Annotated in this window: 18 protein-coding genes and 2 pseudogenes; 16 read left to right on the top strand and 4 right to left on the bottom strand. The window is 48.9% G+C overall.

Annotated features, from left to right (window positions below):
• The 13 genes and pseudogenes from C7B65_RS28170 to C7B65_RS25440 form a co-directional block, all read left to right on the top strand.
• Positions 1-270 (top strand): annotated as a pseudogene (locus C7B65_RS28170) (hypothetical protein); the annotation flags it as partial.
• A gap of 15 nt (positions 271-285) precedes the next feature.
• Positions 286-615 (top strand): hypothetical protein, encoded by a 330-nt coding sequence (locus tag C7B65_RS28580; protein ID WP_073075224.1) that lies wholly within the window; start codon positions 286-288, stop codon positions 613-615.
• 10 nt (positions 616-625) lie between these two features.
• The gene (locus tag C7B65_RS28165; protein WP_073075223.1) at positions 626-2,185 is read left to right on the top strand and encodes a type ISP restriction/modification enzyme; all 1,560 of its coding nucleotides are present in this window, start codon (positions 626-628) and stop codon (positions 2,183-2,185) included.
• 12 nt (positions 2,186-2,197) lie between these two features.
• A complete protein-coding gene (locus C7B65_RS25475; protein WP_073075222.1) occupies positions 2,198-2,443 on the top strand; it encodes a hypothetical protein in 246 nt (81 codons plus the stop codon).
• Between the two features lie 57 nt (positions 2,444-2,500).
• Positions 2,501-2,695: a DUF2281 domain-containing protein gene (locus C7B65_RS25470; protein ID WP_073075221.1), complete on the top strand. Its 195-nt coding sequence runs from the start codon at positions 2,501-2,503 to the stop codon at positions 2,693-2,695.
• Positions 2,680-3,012: a type II toxin-antitoxin system PemK/MazF family toxin gene (locus tag C7B65_RS25465; protein ID WP_073075220.1), complete on the top strand. Its 333-nt coding sequence runs from the start codon at positions 2,680-2,682 to the stop codon at positions 3,010-3,012. The genes C7B65_RS25470 and C7B65_RS25465 overlap by 16 nt, the downstream gene beginning before the upstream one ends.
• Positions 3,013-3,126: 114 nt before the next feature.
• Positions 3,127-3,288: a hypothetical protein gene (locus C7B65_RS29030; protein WP_244913294.1), complete on the top strand. Its 162-nt coding sequence runs from the start codon at positions 3,127-3,129 to the stop codon at positions 3,286-3,288.
• Between the two features lie 579 nt (positions 3,289-3,867).
• A complete protein-coding gene (locus C7B65_RS25455) occupies positions 3,868-4,194 on the top strand; it encodes a nucleotidyltransferase domain-containing protein (protein WP_073075219.1) in 327 nt (108 codons plus the stop codon).
• Positions 4,191-4,325, top strand: a pseudogene (locus C7B65_RS29485) (HEPN domain-containing protein); the annotation flags it as partial. The gene C7B65_RS25455 and the pseudogene C7B65_RS29485, both read left to right, overlap by 4 nt.
• 10 nt (positions 4,326-4,335) lie before the next feature.
• Positions 4,336-4,566, top strand: coding sequence for a hypothetical protein (locus tag C7B65_RS29025; RefSeq protein ID WP_223257525.1), 231 nt, complete (start codon positions 4,336-4,338; stop codon positions 4,564-4,566).
• 13 nt (positions 4,567-4,579) lie between these two features.
• On the top strand, positions 4,580-7,699 hold the full coding sequence (locus C7B65_RS25445; RefSeq protein ID WP_073075218.1) for a hypothetical protein: 3,120 nt from the start codon (positions 4,580-4,582) through the stop codon (positions 7,697-7,699).
• Positions 7,690-8,217 (top strand): C-terminal helicase domain-containing protein, encoded by a 528-nt coding sequence (locus tag C7B65_RS29020; protein WP_073075217.1) that lies wholly within the window; start codon positions 7,690-7,692, stop codon positions 8,215-8,217. Before C7B65_RS25445 ends, C7B65_RS29020 begins: the two co-directional genes overlap by 10 nt.
• Positions 8,218-8,338: 121 nt before the next feature.
• Entirely contained in the window at positions 8,339-8,869 is a 531-nt protein-coding gene (locus C7B65_RS25440; protein ID WP_073075213.1) for a hypothetical protein, read from the top strand.
• A 58-nt stretch (positions 8,870-8,927) separates the two neighbouring features.
• On the opposite strand, the gene C7B65_RS25435 is transcribed toward C7B65_RS25440, so the two are convergent.
• The 3 genes from C7B65_RS25435 to C7B65_RS25425 are packed head-to-tail and all read right to left on the bottom strand — an operon-like array spanning position 8,928 to position 11,951.
• Positions 8,928-10,811, bottom strand: a complete 1,884-nt coding sequence (locus C7B65_RS25435; RefSeq protein ID WP_073075214.1) for a protelomerase family protein — start codon at positions 10,809-10,811, stop codon at positions 8,928-8,930.
• 6 nt (positions 10,812-10,817) lie between these two features.
• Complete coding sequence (locus C7B65_RS25430; protein ID WP_073075215.1) at positions 10,818-11,735, bottom strand: Fic family protein; 918 nt, start codon at positions 11,733-11,735, stop codon at positions 10,818-10,820.
• Between the two features lie 36 nt (positions 11,736-11,771).
• Positions 11,772-11,951, bottom strand: a complete 180-nt coding sequence (locus C7B65_RS25425) for a hypothetical protein (protein WP_073075216.1) — start codon at positions 11,949-11,951, stop codon at positions 11,772-11,774.
• Positions 11,952-12,883: 932 nt separating this feature from the next.
• Here C7B65_RS25425 and C7B65_RS25420 point away from each other — a divergent pair.
• The 3 genes from C7B65_RS25420 to C7B65_RS25410 are packed head-to-tail and all read left to right on the top strand — an operon-like array spanning position 12,884 to position 15,907.
• Positions 12,884-13,063: a hypothetical protein gene (locus C7B65_RS25420; RefSeq protein ID WP_073075216.1), complete on the top strand. Its 180-nt coding sequence runs from the start codon at positions 12,884-12,886 to the stop codon at positions 13,061-13,063.
• A 36-nt stretch (positions 13,064-13,099) separates the two neighbouring features.
• Complete coding sequence (locus tag C7B65_RS25415; protein ID WP_073075215.1) at positions 13,100-14,017, top strand: Fic family protein; 918 nt, start codon at positions 13,100-13,102, stop codon at positions 14,015-14,017.
• A gap of 6 nt (positions 14,018-14,023) precedes the next feature.
• Positions 14,024-15,907 (top strand): protelomerase family protein, encoded by a 1,884-nt coding sequence (locus tag C7B65_RS25410; protein WP_073075214.1) that lies wholly within the window; start codon positions 14,024-14,026, stop codon positions 15,905-15,907.
• A 58-nt stretch (positions 15,908-15,965) separates the two neighbouring features.
• Here C7B65_RS25410 and C7B65_RS25405 read toward each other — a convergent pair whose 3' ends face one another.
• Positions 15,966-16,496: a hypothetical protein gene (locus C7B65_RS25405; protein WP_073075213.1), complete on the bottom strand. Its 531-nt coding sequence runs from the start codon at positions 16,494-16,496 to the stop codon at positions 15,966-15,968.
• Between the last annotated feature and the right edge of the window lie 75 nt (positions 16,497-16,571).

The raw sequence follows: 16,571 nt of genomic DNA, 5'->3' as shown, positions 1-16,571 counted from the left end.
TTGCTGCGCGATGCCACTGACTCAGCCCTCAAATTCATTGCCTACCTGCAAACCCATCGCACCCGAATTCCTGATTACCAAGCGTTGCAACAGGCAGGGGTTACGATTGGGTCGGGGGCAGTGGAATCGTTAGTGAAACAAATCAATCGCCGCTTGAAGATTTCAGGGGCACAGTGGAGTGCTCACAATGTGCCTCAAGGGCTGAAGCACCGCTCTGCTTATCTCAATGGCGATTTCACGCGCTCTCAACCTTGGCTCAGGGTTGGCTGATTGAATTGAGTAGTTATGCTCATCGCAAAGGTGAGATGCTCCCGGTCGGGGCAGGTGCCGTTGGTTCTACCGACTGAGGGCGGACTGCGACAACGTAATATTCAGTCGTTTGCTTGGGGGTCGGCGGAGCTAGAGACGCGACTAAATCGGTTGCGGCAGGGAGAGTTGCCGATCGCGACCAAGGCGTTGATTTCGATTCCGTTGGTGGAGCGGGCGTTTTATGAACCGATTAAGACGGCAAAGGAGTTGGCGCAGCTATTGGCGGCGGCGGCTCGACGGATTGAGCAGATTATCCCCAAGGTTTATAAGAGTGAGGAGCGGCGGTATCCGGCGAGGGGGGGGTGAAGAGGGCTATTTGCATAAGCTGTTAAAGAGTTTTCAGCAGGAGTTGTTGCCGTCGTTGAGTTTGGCATCTGAGAACGAGAAGGATTATAGTTTTTCGGATATTTATGCTCAGACGATCGCTTACTCGTTGTTTACGGCGCGGATCTTTAGCTATGTGCAAGATCAGCGTCAGGGTAACCCAAAGGAGACGCTGTTTGATCGGGAGTCGGCTTGGCGGCAGTTGCCGGAGACTAACCCGTTTTTGCGTCGGTTGTTTCAGGATGTGTCGGAGCGATCGGGGGATGAATTGGGCGATGAGTTAATTGGGGCGATCGCTGAGATTTTTGCGATTTTGCGAGCGGCGAAGATGGATGTGATTTTGCAAGACTTTCGGGAAAAGCAGAATCGGGAGGATATTGTGATTCGCTTTTATGAGGATTTTTTGGCGGCTTATAAGCCAGATATGCGAGAGCGTCGAGGCGTTTATTACACGCCGGAGCCTGTGGTTTCTTATATGGTGCGATCGGTCGATGTGTTGTTAAAGGAGAAGTTTAACAAGCCGTTGGGACTTGCCGATCCAGAGGTGATGATTCTTGACCCCTTTTTTGGATTCATGCAACAAAGCCTTCGCAACTTACAAATTTCCGATGATGTGATGTCTACTCAATACGCTTTACCTGATACAAGAGACTGGAAAATCAACTCTCGTCGCCGCTCTTTATCTTCTAACAAAGAATGGGAAAAGCATTTAACCAAATGTTTATATCGTCCTTTTGATGTAAGAGCCTACTATCATCATAAAGATGTAGTTGAACTCCCTCGTAATGAAGTGATGAAACAAATGCTATTGGGAGAAAATCTGGGGCTAATTACAATGCGTCAGATAATTAACAATGAATACTCTCATTTTGGTGTAACAAACACAATCTGTTCTCATGGAACTTTCTACTTAGGAAATAAGGGGCAAGACTACCTTTTCCCACTCTACCTCTACCCCGATCAAAACAGCTTAACCCCGAACCGTCGCTCTAACTTCTCCCAACTCTTTCTCAACGACATCACCGCCAAACTCAGCTACACACCCACCCCCGAAGCCATCTTCTACTACATCTACGCCATCTTCCACTCGCCCACCTACCGCAGCCGCTACGCCGAATTCCTCAAAATCGACTTTCCCCGCGTCCCCCTCACCCGCGACGACACCCTATTTCGCCAACTCGCCACCTACGGCGAGCAACTCGTCGCCCTCCACCTGATGAAATCCGACACCCTAAAACCCCATCAACCCCCGCAATTTATCCAGCAAGGCGGCAAAAACATCGTCGATCCAGCCCATCCCAAATATGACATCAACACCCGCAGCGTCATCATCAACAAAAAAGGCGATCGCTTCACCGACATCCCCCAACCCGTCTGGAACTTCTACGTCGGCGGCTACCCCGTCTGTGCCAAATGGCTCAAAGACCGCAAAGGACGTACCCTCAGCCCCGCAGACATCGCCCACTATCAGCAAATCGTCATCGCACTGGGCGAAACCATTAAACTAATGGCAGCGATCGACCAAGCCATACCGGGATTCCCGATCGAATAGGAGACACAACCCATGACCACCAAGGAAGAACTCTCTCAAGAAATCGAGTCCGCTCCAGAAGCGTTGTTGGCAGAAACGCTCAACTACCTGCGCTACCTAAAAGCAACACAGCCCCACAAAGCCTCTACTTCGTCTCAGCCCATACCCAAAAAAACTAATTCAAAAGCATCTACAGGAGGCTCATTCCTAAACCATCTCGAAGCAATTGGCTCATGGCAAGGCGATGACCTCGAAGAATGTTTACAGAGGAAATCGTGACGGAGATTCAGCGGTGTTTAGCTATTTGTATGATGCTAAAAAACAAGGAGATCAGTCATGACATCAAAAGAAGCAGTCATTCAAGAACTAGAAAAAATCCCCGAACATTTGCTTGCCGAAGTTTTAGACTTCATTCAATTTCTCAATATAAAATACTCAAAAGAAGAATTAGAAACCCATCTTTTGAGTGAATCATCGTTGGCAAAAGATTGGCTCAACGTTGAGGAGGATCAAGCATGGCAAAATTTATAAGGGGCGATGTAATTATTGTCCCATTTCCCTTCTCTGACTTAACCCAAACCAAACGTCGTCCGGCGCTTGTCGTTGCGCCCCTGGCGGGAGACGATGTAATTTTGTGCCAGATTACCAGTCAGGCAACTCGTGATGACTATGCAATAACGCTTACAAGAGATGACTTTATCTCTGGAGAGCTAAACCAAGTCAGTAATATTCGCCCCAATCGCATTTTTACAGCCGATCAAAACATCATTCTCTACTCGGTTGGGCGCTTACAATCTGAGCGGTTGGAGCAGGTGATCATCAAGATAATTGAAATATTAAGACCATAAAAATATGCTGATTGAATAGCACGCTATTTCTAAATGCCTGATCGAGGAGGACGTAAGTTTACTAAAACGAGCAAACAATATCAGGATTTCCGATTATCTAGGAGTCATTTCCCCATGACCAGACCCGCCATTCTCCAACCCGGACAGTCTTATACCTTCAGACAATACTTTGAGATGACCTACGAGCCAGAAGACATCCTGGCAGAATTTGGCTACACCCTAAAACGAGCGCCTCTATGCTTTACCCCAATCCACCCTAGACCTCGATCGACTTGATAACTTCAAAACCCGTATCGAAGAAAGTCTCCCCTACATCAGCCTCACCAGCGAAGCCGCCCACCAGGAACTGCTGATCGCTCCCCTGCTGCTAGAGGTAGTCCACTACACCCATGCCCAACTTCGCATTGAATATCCGCTCAACGTCACCGAGCAACTTAAAGGCTCCCTCGACTACTACCTTTACTCAGCCGGAAAACTCCTCGTCATTGAAGCTAAAAACGCAGATCTAGCTAAAGGCTTTACCCAACTTGCGATCGAGCTGATTGCTCTCGATCAGTGGATCGAATCTGAACAACCTATCCTGCAAGGTGCGATTTCGACCGGAAACATTTGGCAGTTTGGACGGCTCGATCGCAACTCTCGTGAAGTGACTCAAGACCTCGACCTCTACCGTGTTCCCGCCGATCTAGACGATCTGTTGCGAATTTTAATCAAAATTTTGGAACCCTAACCCGATGGCTCTACTCTCATTATGATATTGAATTTTTGATGATGCCGCTCAACTTGAAGGCTCCCTCTAATCACATCGATCGCAATCCTCCAACGTCTGAATCCCTGATCGCCTGGTGAATTACCATGACCCATCCCCACCTCACCGAAATTTTGGCAAAGCTGCGAACCTATCTAGAACAAGAATATAGCGATCGCTTGGCTCAAGTAGTGCTGTTTGGTTCTCAAGCACGAGGCGATGCCGAACTCGATTCTGACATTGACGTAATGATCATCCTGAGCGGTGCCGTTGATGTTTGCACAGAGATTGATCGTATCAGCAATTTCTTAGCAGCACTCTGCCTTGACTACGCCGTGTTAATCTCCTGCATTTTCACGTCAGAACAACAGTTTCAGAGCAAAAAGGATGCCTACTTCTTCCGCAACGTTCATCAGCAGGGAGTTCCAGTATGACTTCCGAGCAGCAAGACCTGCTACAAAAAGCCACCAGCAGCTTAGAGGCTGCAAAAGTTTTGCTAGAGAATGGATTCCCAGAATTTGCCGCTTCCCGTGCCTACTATGCCATGTTCTATATCGCAGAGGCATTTCTGGAGGGTGAAAGGCTCTCCTTCTCAAAACACTCGGCTGTTATTTCAGCCTTTGGGCAACAGTTTGCCCGGACTTGGGCGCGTTCCGATCGAGTTTCACCGCAACTTAATCACAGCAGAACAAATCCGCCTTCAAGGAGATTATCAAAGTCAAGGTAATGTCTCTCCAACTCAAGCTCAAACTCTGATTGACCAGGCAGCCAAATTTATCACATTGGCAGCACAGCAAATCCAATAAACCACACTTCATCATGCTCGAAGCCGTCATCCAAAATCTGACTCGTCAGCAGCGCCCCTACTACCTGCCTCAAGGCAACGCCATCAAAGGAGTTAAAGGTCAACACTGGCTGATCTTTCAGCATCGAGACACCGACAAAGGCGGCTTCCTCAAAAACATCGTTTCTCTCCTGGGCTTTAAAGACAAAGCCGTTTCCCACAAAATCCTGCGGATCGATCCCAACACCGCCAAAATTTACACCTACAATCCCCGCAAACCCGGCGATCTACCTTCTCCCGCCTTCCTCCGCACAGGCAACCTCAAAGTCATCGAGAAATTCCTCACCCTAGAGCGCACCACTAAAGAACCCGCCCTCCTCAATGGCAGCTTTCGAGAAATCAAAGGCATCAAACGGCGCTACAGTCTCCCCTCCCAGCTAGAGGACTATCACAAAGCTACGGCTCAGATGCTAGAACGCAGCAGCATTTACCGCCGTTCTACTGCTTACTTTGACAGTGGCGTTCTCAAACTTTACGAAGAACCCTTGCAAACGATCGTTCAAACTGAAGGGCAAATTCGCCTCCTGATGGACTGGCAAGGATTCACCAAACGCGCTGATGTTGCAGAACTGGAAAAGCTGCACAACTCTGAATATCGCGCCCAATTCATTCAGCGCACTCTACAAGAGTTTCTTCAAGGACTCGAAGAGAATGCCTTCAATGGAACTCAAATTCTAGCTGAATTAATTCGGTTGGAATTCTTAGAGATCAAGCTGGTCAAGATGAGTCAGCAGCGCTCGCTCTATCACAAGAAGACAGGCATTTTTAGTGATCGACTGGATAACCATATTCTGCACGAAGGCTCCGATAACTTCACTCGTGCCGCCCACTCTCGCAATGCTGAAAGCGTCACCTTCCTTTATTCCTGGGAGCAGCTTGACCAGGAAACGATTGAGCAAAGCATTCAAGAGTTCGATAGCGAGTGGCAGCGGCAAGACCTCGCCTATGACCTGACTCAAGAGTTCCTTCAGCAGGTGCTGCAAGAGTACGATCGTCGCGCCGAGCAACGCCAGCCACACATCGATCAAATTACCCCCAATGCCCTCTCCCCCGGCGAAACCACCGAAGTCAAAATCACGGGTGACAACCTCGATCAAATTGATAGCATTACCATTCCCGGCAACACTCTGGTAGAAGTCACTATTACTGAGCAGACTCCAGAAGAAATTACCGCTGACTTCACCGTTTCCTCCGACCATCCGCCCCAACCCATCACCGATTTTCGCGTGAGAGACAATGCGGGTGGAGAATATACCATTCAGCCAAAGCAACCGCCTCAAGTCAGCCAGGTTGAAGCACTGCCAAACTTCGATGAGATCGAAGGATTTCAGCAAGCCGTTGAACTGATTTTGTCTGGGCAGTACGGTACACCCAATGATTTTCTTTACTGGCTGGCACAGCAGCGCCCTCGGCAGTTCCGAGTCGAGCGGAGTGACTTGCTCGACGACTTAGTGAATCAAGGAACGCTGTTTGAACACCAGAAGTCAGGTGCTCAACACTGCCTGCGCGTCATGCAAGATTTTGGCATTTCCGTTTGCGCTGATGCGGTCGGTTTAGGAAAGACTCGGTTAGCCGCAACCGTTTCCCAGCTTTACCGTGCCACTAATGGACAAGCCAAAATTGCGATCGTTGCCGCTCGTAAGCTACACGACAACTGGAAACGCGAGATGAGCGAACTAGGTTTCAGCGAAACCGACTACGAGCTTTACAACAAAAACCTGATGAGCCGGAAGGGTAACGGTTTCATCGATGACTTCAATCGCTATGGTGGTCCCGACCTGGTGATCATCGATGAGGCACACGAAGGCATTCGCAACTACAAAAACCGGATTCACAAACTCTGTCTGCAAATTCGAGAACGCGATCGCGACTCTGGACGGCAACGTCACTTCTTACTGCTGACAGCAACGCCTTGGAACAACCGCCGCGAAGACATCTACAATATCCTTCAGCCTTTTCTAACCCGACCAGAAGGTTTCACTGAGGCAGGCTTTCCGGTTGAAGTCGCCCAGTGGTTCCAGAATCGTGAAACTGGCGTAGAGCAATTCACCGATGATTCCACCCTATTTCGGCGCACCTACCGGGAACTGTTTCTGCAACGCACCCGCCAAATGCTTCGGGATGCTATGCCCGATCTCAATGTCTACGCCAAGCGGCAGGCTGAATGGCTTCCAGTCGAATTTGAAACCAGTACCGAAGCTGCCCTAGAGCAAATCTTCACCCAATTTGAAACCCAACTGTATATCCCATTTGCTGATCCCGTTCGTTACCTGACCGGCAGTGTAGAGCAGCGCGGTCTGCTGCAAAATCAACGGCGCTTTTTCCTGCAACGGGCAGAGTCTAGTATGTATGCTCTCCGTCGCACGATCGTCAATTTCAAGGGACGAATTGAGGAAATGCAATCGCGTCTAAGCAGCGTCACCCCTGATGGTGATGGGTTAAAGCAGTTTATTCTACTGCACTATGGTTTTGAGTCAAATCAACCGGAACAGCTTAACTTTGATACTTTCAATGACCGAGAAGCCTGGAGCGAAGAGTATGAGGAAGATGAGGACGATGAAGAACAAACCGAAGTAGAACAGCCAGAAAAGCGGCAACAGCTTCGTCGCACCATTGATCTGGCGATCGCTCGGTTGCAATCTGACCCTGTAGAAGCCCGCAGGGTGTATGACTCGATGGGGTCAGCCTGTGACAATGACTTGATGCAGCTTCAGGAAATTCAAGACCTCCTGGCAGATGAGTTTGTCAAAGACCACAAGCGAGAACAGGTTTCGCGCAAAGTGCGAGAACTAGTGAGCCAGGGCAAAAAGGTTCTCCTCATCTCTATTTTCTCTGACACAGTAATCGACTACTACCGCTACATGACTCAAGACGAAGTAATCGACCGTCTTGGCATCGGCATGGCGATCGGCTCAACCAAACGTTACTACCCCAGTGCTAGCGGTCGCGCGATTCAGATTTCGCCCCACAACGCCTTACGATCCGGCAAGCAGCGCACAAGCATTAAGCGACAAGACCTATTTCGCCTGTTTGCGCCAGCAGCAACCTGTAAGACTGTAGCTGAACGTCCCCTGATGAAGATGTCATGGTGCTAATCGGGTCTGAAACGTTGTCAGTCGGACAAAACCTTCAAGATGCTGACTACCTAATCAACATTGATTTGCCGTGGAATCCAATGACGTTAGAGCAGCGAATTGGTCGCATCGATCGCCCGAAGCAGCACCCCTGTGAAACCCTCTATATTTACTACGCCAACAGTGAGAGCCAACTGCTACGGCAAGCTAGCCGCCTCGCTAACCTCAATAAAAAGTTAATTGGCGAGAACCAAATAGGACAGGATGGTGTAACTCAGAATGTACCGAACGTGAATGACTTGGACGCGTCCATTTATGGCGATACCTTATTTGATGACACAATTTTGCCAGGATATGTAAACTTTATTCGCGATCTGGTTGTTGCAAGACGACAGACTCAGGAAAGCTTTCAAGAGACCCTTTACCGCACATCAGAAACGTCGCGTGATCTTTATACCCAGCAGGAAATTGTATTCAGCGAGGAGGGTGCGACCTCCATCCGATACATTGGAAAAAACCGATTACCTTTTGCTCCATAAGGGTTTTGAGTGCCTGTAAAATTGATCAATGGATAATCAAAAGGACTACTGTGAAATCGTTCAAAAACCTTATCAGCAGGAGGCTTGAGTCACTTTAGTATCAGGTAGAGGTCGCACCCCCATGAGAGAAGCCCTGACGACTTATGGCACGATCCAAGCCAAAATCGATAATTCTGTCGATCGGGTCAAGTCTCAAGTTGATCGGGTAGACATCATCCGTGAGCATTGGAATCAGGATGCTGATGCGCTTCTGCCAAAACTTTCAACCGCTTTTGATGCTGCTAGAAAAACCTCCACAGAAGCACATCAGGCTGAAATGAGGAAGAATGCCGAAGCTCACTTGCAAAATTGGGCGCAGGAGTTAGAACGCACTCGCACTTCTTATTTGAAGGATATCCGCCATCAGGGTTTCTTTCAGTCGCTGGGTATTGGCACTGTGGCGATACTACTGTGTTCTGGTTTATCAGGATGGGTAGGCTGGCAGATGCATCAAAAGCACTGGGAACAGCGTTTTGGTTCCGCTGCCCAGTTTGATTGGTTCACAAGCTTATGGTTTACAAAGGATAACCAGCAGCGGTTTTATCAGTGCCACAAGACTCAGGATCAACGTTCTGGAGAAGACCAAAACAAATGCACAATCTGGTATCAGTAATCCCATTGAGTTTGGTATTCAAAACCCCTAATTACGCCAGTAATTAGGGGTTTACTATTTAAAGCCTGCTTTGGACCCACTCTTTAATTTCCCCAAAGTCTCTACCGTAGTTATGACGATCGGGGTCAAGCGCATACTCAGAGTTATGCTCGTGAATGTCGTTTTTGAAGACCTCCATCACCCGCTTCACCGCAGGCATATTTGAGCCAGTTGACTTCTGTAACAGGGATTGAGTGATCGCAAACTTTTCGCTGTCTGAGTCGTGATGGCGGTTCCATTCCATAATTGCCGTCATTGCCGTCTCTACTCGTTGATCGGCGCTCCCTGCTTTGGTAATGTGTTCGCGCTTTGGCTTTGACTGGGTAGGTTGAACAGGTCTTACAGGCTGGACTTCAGTTGCCGCTACCGAGACTTCTACAGGTTGTGGCGGTGCGATTTGAGCGGTAGGAGGAGTTTGTTTCAGCAGTTCAGTCAGCCCCTCGATTCGTTGTTGGTAGGCTTGCCGCTCTTGAGCAAACTGCTGTTGCAATGATTCATTTTGGTTTTTAACCTGTTCTAGTGCCGCTGCCGCCTGGTCACGCTCCTGCTTCAGTTCTGTCAATTGGGATCGCAGGTCTTCAATTTCGCGGGTAAAAAAGCTTGTGTCTGTTGCGGTCGGTGCTTGGGGTTGCTGTGTACTCATTTTCTCTACGTGGCTCCAAAGGCGTTGCATTTCCTGAGTTAGGGTTGAAATTTGCTCAGTCAGGGCAGAGAACGCCTCCGGCGCAGCAAAGCTGACGGAGATCGTCGATTCTGGTTGCTGAGTCGGTTGCGTTTCTGGCAAAGTTTCAGGCTGGCTTTCCGAAATTGGTTCGATAGGGGTAGGCAGTGTCTCCCCATCAGTCAACTTCACGCCCCTGGAACCGATGTGTTTGCCATTACCGTCAATTAAGTAATAGTGAAAGTAATGCTGTGTGGCGCTGGAGTTGCCCCGCTTCAGTTCCTCCTCCGAGATAACGTGCCCTAGCCGCTCCTGCACAAATCGAGCCACACCCCGCGATGGTGGGCAAAAGAAGTGTACACAGATTTCGCCATACACCCCTCGCAAGTTGTGTATAGTCACACTCGCTTCACCTTCTAGCACCGGAATAATGCCTGTAGTGCCAAAATGCCGATGGACAGCCCGCTTCACAGAATTGGCAAGACTGCGGTTGATGTCCTTGGTAGAAGCCCCAAGCACACGAGCAATTCTGGGATGAGAGCGAAACCGTTCCAATGCTGCCAACACATCAGCAGCGGGAATCAGGCAAGGGGTCAAATAGCTATCAGCCGTCGATTTCTTCTTGAGTTGCCCTGAAAAACCCACCCAGTAGGGCTGATCAGTTGCCACAATGTTTCCTTTATCCACCACTTCACTAAACCGTCTGCCCGTCGTTGCCGCAATGCCGACAGCCAGTTCAAACGGGTCATCTGAGTGCAGCAGTTCAGCCGCTTTCGCTAAATACTGTTCAGGGTTTACAGGCTTGAGATTGTCCTGCTTTGCGTTGTTGAGTTCAGCCGACTTGAGCGAGATCGCGCTATAGGTTGCATTGTCATACTTGAGAAAATCCAACGCTCGATGATCATGAGCTTCCCCCGTTTCCCCAGACTCGCGCTTGGTGTAGGTATACTGGCGACTCGTCGCTTCAGTCATGGGCAATCCGCCTTCTGCTGCCATCGCCTTGATGCCTTTGCGGTACATCGGTAAATAGACCTTCCCGATCGTAGCTTTCGGGTAGCCCTCATCGAGAAGAGCGATCTCAGCCTCACAGAGTGCTTTAATCTCATTCTGAGTCGTCGAGTCTTTCAACCGTTCGACGAACGACTCAATCAATTGATGCATCTCATCGTGAGTTAACCGAGTACGTTCCCCCGATGAGATGCGATCGCGGTAGCGAGTGATGATAACTTCGCGGTCATTCATGATGAGTTAGAAATAATGGATGATTTGTTCAAAAAAGCCTTGCCCCTGACCGCGACTACTTGCCGCCGTCGCCACCACACTGAGAGACTCAATCAAAGCTTCTTGCGCTGCATTCGCCACCAGAATGAAGAGCGCTTCAGTGCCCCGATCCGCCTGAGCCTGGACGATCGCATCGATATAGTCTGAGCGCTGTTGATTCGTGATCACAGTGATCGGGAACCCTGAGCGAATCAGCAATAAATTCATCAACAGACGAGCCAACCGCCCATTGCCATCTTGGAACGGATGAATCGTCACCAACCGCAAATGAGCCTCAGACGCATAAACGATCGGATGTAAGCTCAAAGCCTCCTGAGAATTAAGCCATTGCACAAAGCTGATCATCAACGCCTGCACCTGATAGTGAGGTGGATAAACATACTCAGTTCCCGCCGCCTTCACATCCAGTCGTCGAAATCGACCTGCCATTTCCGGGTCAATTTGCCGCAAAATCAGACTGTGAATCTGCCTCAGTTCCCATTCATCAATGACCGCATCAGCTTTAGCAAACGACTCAATATAATTGATCGCCTGCTCATGCCCAATCACCTCCAGATGCTCTTTAAGCGACTTACCCGCGATCGTGATGCCTCGTTCCAGCACTAAAGCCGTTTCTCGGAGCGAGAGCGTATTGCCCTCGATCGCATTTGAGTGGTAAGTGAAGCGGACATCATAGCGTTGCTTCAGTTCAGCCACAATCTCGCCGTTCAAGGGACGAAACAGGTCAAGCATCGCCTTGAGCCGATCCAAATGTTCCAGCCTATTTGAGAGCGACTGTGACTGCGGTGAAAAAGACAGCCGCGCCCTCAACACCTGTTCTGCCGAAAGTGATTGAGATTGAAGAGCCAAGATCCAGCGATCGTAGGCTTGAGTTGAGTGATTCATAGAAATTGGTAAAGCAGTAGTTGAAGAATACCGGGTCTAACCATTTTCAGAGAAAGCCTGCTGATTGAGCCACCAAGCGGCGGTGTGCCTTGCCCAGTTGCGTTCTTGAGCAATGGCAGTGACAGCCCCCTCAATCTGGATTTGTTCATCAGCGGTCAAAACTGTCTTGCGAAGCAGGTCAATGATCGAAGCGGTTGAGACGGTAGTTGATAACATGGTTCTTACTCCTTAGTGGGGTAGGGCATCCGATCGGATTGGCGTTTGGCGGATGCCTTTTGAATTAGGGTGTTGTCGATCCCTATACAACCACTATACACTCATCTGTCTATATATGCAACCCGTACACACAGCCACACAAATACATATATACACCCTAATTTCAAATGATTTGAATTACTTATACAGTCACTATTTAGCCATGTACAACCATCAAAAGATTCTATGTATACACCCAAATCCATACAAGCTTTCTATGTATAGATGTATGACAAGATGCGATCGCTCCACACCTAAAACCCTAGAATGCTTGTCCTATATAGCTCTCAGCGTTTTGCGTCCGTTTAGGAGTGTACAACTATATATAGACAGGGATCGCAAAACAGGGGTGTACGCATAAGATATATGTATACATAAAGATTCCTTATATAGGGGTATATAGGTATGTATGCACAGTTTATGTTAATTAACATAAACTGTGCATACATACCTATATACCCCTATATAAGGAATCTTTATGTATACATATATCTTATGCGTACACCCCTGTTTTGCGATCCCTGTCTATATATAGTTGTACACTCCTAAACGGACGCAAAACGCTGAGAGCTATATAGGACAAGCATTCTAGGGTTTTAGGTGTGGAGCGATCGCATCTTGTCATACATCTATACATAGAAAGCTTGTATGGATTTGGGTGTATACATAGAATCTTTTGATGGTTGTACATGGCTAAATAGTGACTGTATAAGTAATTCAAATCATTTGAAATTAGGGTGTATATATGTATTTGTGTGGCTGTGTGTACGGGTTGCATATATAGACAGATGAGTGTATAGTGGTTGTATAGGGATCGACAACACCCTAATTCAAAAGGCATCCGCCAAACGCCAATCCGATCGGATGCCCTACCCCACTAAGGAGTAAGAACCATGTTATCAACTACCGTCTCAACCGCTTCGATCATTGACCTGCTTCGCAAGACAGTTTTGACCGCTGATGAACAAATCCAGATTGAGGGGGCTGTCACTGCCATTGCTCAAGAACGCAACTGGGCAAGGCACACCGCCGCTTGGTGGCTCAATCAGCAGGCTTTCTCTGAAAATGGTTAGACCCGGTATTCTTCAACTACTGCTTTACCAATTTCTATGAATCACTCAACTCAAGCCTACGATCGCTGGATCTTGGCTCTTCAATCTCAATCACTTTCGGCAGAACAGGTGTTGAGGGCGCGGCTGTCTTTTTCACCGCAGTCACAGTCGCTCTCAAATAGGCTGGAACATTTGGATCGGCTCAAGGCGATGCTTGACCTGTTTCGTCCCTTGAACGGCGAGATTGTGGCTGAACTGAAGCAACGCTATGATGTCCGCTTCACTTACCACTCAAATGCGATCGAGGGCAATACGCTCTCGCTCCGAGAAACGGCTTTAGTGCTGGAACGAGGCATCACGATCGCGGGTAAGTCGCTTAAAGAGCATCTGGAGGTGATTGGGCATGAGCAGGCGATCAATTATATTGAGTCGTTTGCTAAAGCTGATGCGGTCATTGATGAATGGGAACTGAGGCAGATTCACAGTCTGATTTTGCGGCAAATTGACCCGGAAATGGCAGGTCGATTTCGACGACTGGATGTGAAGGCGGCGGGAACTGAGTATGTTTATCCACCTCACTATCAGGTGCAGGCGTTGATGATCAGCTTTGTGCAATGGCTTAATTCTCAGGAGGCTTTGAGCTTACATCCGATCGTTTATGCGTCTGAGGCTCATTTGCGGTTGGTGACGATTCATCCGTTCCAAGATGGCAATGGGCGGTTGGCTCGTCTGTTGATGAATTTATTGCTGATTCGCTCAGGGTTCCCGATCACTGTGATCACGAATCAACAGCGCTCAGACTATATCGATGCGATCGTCCAGGCTCAGGCGGATCGGGGCACTGAAGCGCTCTTCATTCTGGTGGCGAATGCAGCGCAAGAAGCTTTGATTGAGTCTCTCAGTGTGGTGGCGACGGCGGCAAGTAGTCGCGGTCAGGGGCAAGGCTTTTTTGAACAAATCATCCATTATTTCTAACTCATCATGAATGACCGCGAAGTTATCATCACTCGCTACCGCGATCGCATCTCATCGGGGGAACGTACTCGGTTAACTCACGATGAGATGCATCAATTGATTGAGTCGTTCGTCGAACGGTTGAAAGACTCGACGACTCAGAATGAGATTAAAGCACTCTGTGAGGCTGAGATCGCTCTTCTCGATGAGGGCTACCCGAAAGCTACGATCGGGAAGGTCTATTTACCGATGTACCGCAAAGGCATCAAGGCGATGGCAGCAGAAGGCGGATTGCCCATGACTGAAGCGACGAGTCGCCAGTATACCTACACCAAGCGCGAGTCTGGGGAAACGGGGGAAGCTCATGATCATCGAGCGTTGGATTTTCTCAAGTATGACAATGCAACCTATAGCGCGATCTCGCTCAAGTCGGCTGAACTCAACAACGCAAAGCAGGACAATCTCAAGCCTGTAAACCCTGAACAGTATTTAGCGAAAGCGGCTGAACTGCTGCACTCAGATGACCCGTTTGAACTGGCTGTCGGCATTGCGGCAACGACGGGCAGACGGTTTAGTGAAGTGGTGGATAAAGGAAACATTGTGGCAACTGATCAGCCCTACTGGGTGGGTTTTTCAGGGCAACTCAAGAAGAAATCGACGGCTGATAGCTATTTGACCCCTTGCCTGATTCCCGCTGCTGATGTGTTGGCAGCATTGGAACGGTTTCGCTCTCATCCCAGAATTGCTCGTGTGCTTGGGGCTTCTACCAAGGACATCAACCGCAGTCTTGCCAATTCTGTGAAGCGGGCTGTCCATCGGCATTTTGGCACTACAGGCATTATTCCGGTGCTAGAAGGTGAAGCGAGTGTGACTATACACAACTTGCGAGGGGTGTATGGCGAAATCTGTGTACACTTCTTTTGCCCACCATCGCGGGGTGTGGCTCGATTTGTGCAGGAGCGGCTAGGGCACGTTATCTCGGAGGAGGAACTGAAGCGGGGCAACTCCAGCGCCACACAGCATTACTTTCACTATTACTTAATTGACGGTAATGGCAAACACATCGGTTCCAGGGGCGTGAAGTTGACTGATGGGGAGACACTGCCTACCCCTATCGAACCAATTTCGGAAAGCCAGCCTGAAACTTTGCCAGAAACGCAACCGACTCAGCAACCAGAATCGACGATCTCCGTCAGCTTTGCTGCGCCGGAGGCGTTCTCTGCCCTGACTGAGCAAATTTCAACCCTAACTCAGGAAATGCAACGCCTTTGGAGCCACGTAGAGAAAATGAGTACACAGCAACCCCAAGCACCGACCGCAACAGACACAAGCTTTTTTACCCGCGAAATTGAAGACCTGCGATCCCAATTGACAGAACTGAAGCAGGAGCGTGACCAGGCGGCAGCGGCACTAGAACAGGTTAAAAACCAAAATGAATCATTGCAACAGCAGTTTGCTCAAGAGCGGCAAGCCTACCAACAACGAATCGAGGGGCTGACTGAACTGCTGAAACAAACTCCTCCTACCGCTCAAATCGCACCGCCACAACCTGTAGAAGTCTCGGTAGCGGCAACTGAAGTCCAGCCTGTAAGACCTGTTCAACCTACCCAGTCAAAGCCAAAGCGCGAACACATTACCAAAGCAGGGAGCGCCGATCAACGAGTAGAGACGGCAATGACGGCAATTATGGAATGGAACCGCCATCACGACTCAGACAGCGAAAAGTTTGCGATCACTCAATCCCTGTTACAGAAGTCAACTGGCTCAAATATGCCTGCGGTGAAGCGGGTGATGGAGGTCTTCAAAAACGACATTCACGAGCATAACTCTGAGTATGCGCTTGACCCCGATCGTCATAACTACGGTAGAGACTTTGGGGAAATTAAAGAGTGGGTCCAAAGCAGGCTTTAAATAGTAAACCCCTAATTACTGGCGTAATTAGGGGTTTTGAATACCAAACTCAATGGGATTACTGATACCAGATTGTGCATTTGTTTTGGTCTTCTCCAGAACGTTGATCCTGAGTCTTGTGGCACTGATAAAACCGCTGCTGGTTATCCTTTGTAAACCATAAGCTTGTGAACCAATCAAACTGGGCAGCGGAACCAAAACGCTGTTCCCAGTGCTTTTGATGCATCTGCCAGCCTACCCATCCTGATAAACCAGAACACAGTAGTATCGCCACAGTGCCAATACCCAGCGACTGAAAGAAACCCTGATGGCGGATATCCTTCAAATAAGAAGTGCGAGTGCGTTCTAACTCCTGCGCCCAATTTTGCAAGTGAGCTTCGGCATTCTTCCTCATTTCAGCCTGATGTGCTTCTGTGGAGGTTTTTCTAGCAGCATCAAAAGCGGTTGAAAGTTTTGGCAGAAGCGCATCAGCATCCTGATTCCAATGCTCACGGATGATGTCTACCCGATCAACTTGAGACTTGACCCGATCGACAGAATTATCGATTTTGGCTTGGATCGTGCCATAAGTCGTCAGGGCTTCTCTCATGGGGGTGCGACCTCTACCTGATACTAAAGTGACTCAAGCCTCCTGCTGATAAGGTTTTTGAACGATTTCACAGTA

Source organism: Phormidesmis priestleyi ULC007 (assembly GCF_003003695.1).
GTDB lineage: Bacteria > Cyanobacteriota > Cyanobacteriia > Leptolyngbyales > Leptolyngbyaceae > Phormidesmis_A > Phormidesmis_A priestleyi_A.
The sequence above is the reverse complement of the archived record's forward strand: the minus strand, read 5'-3'. Positions and strand labels throughout refer to the sequence as shown.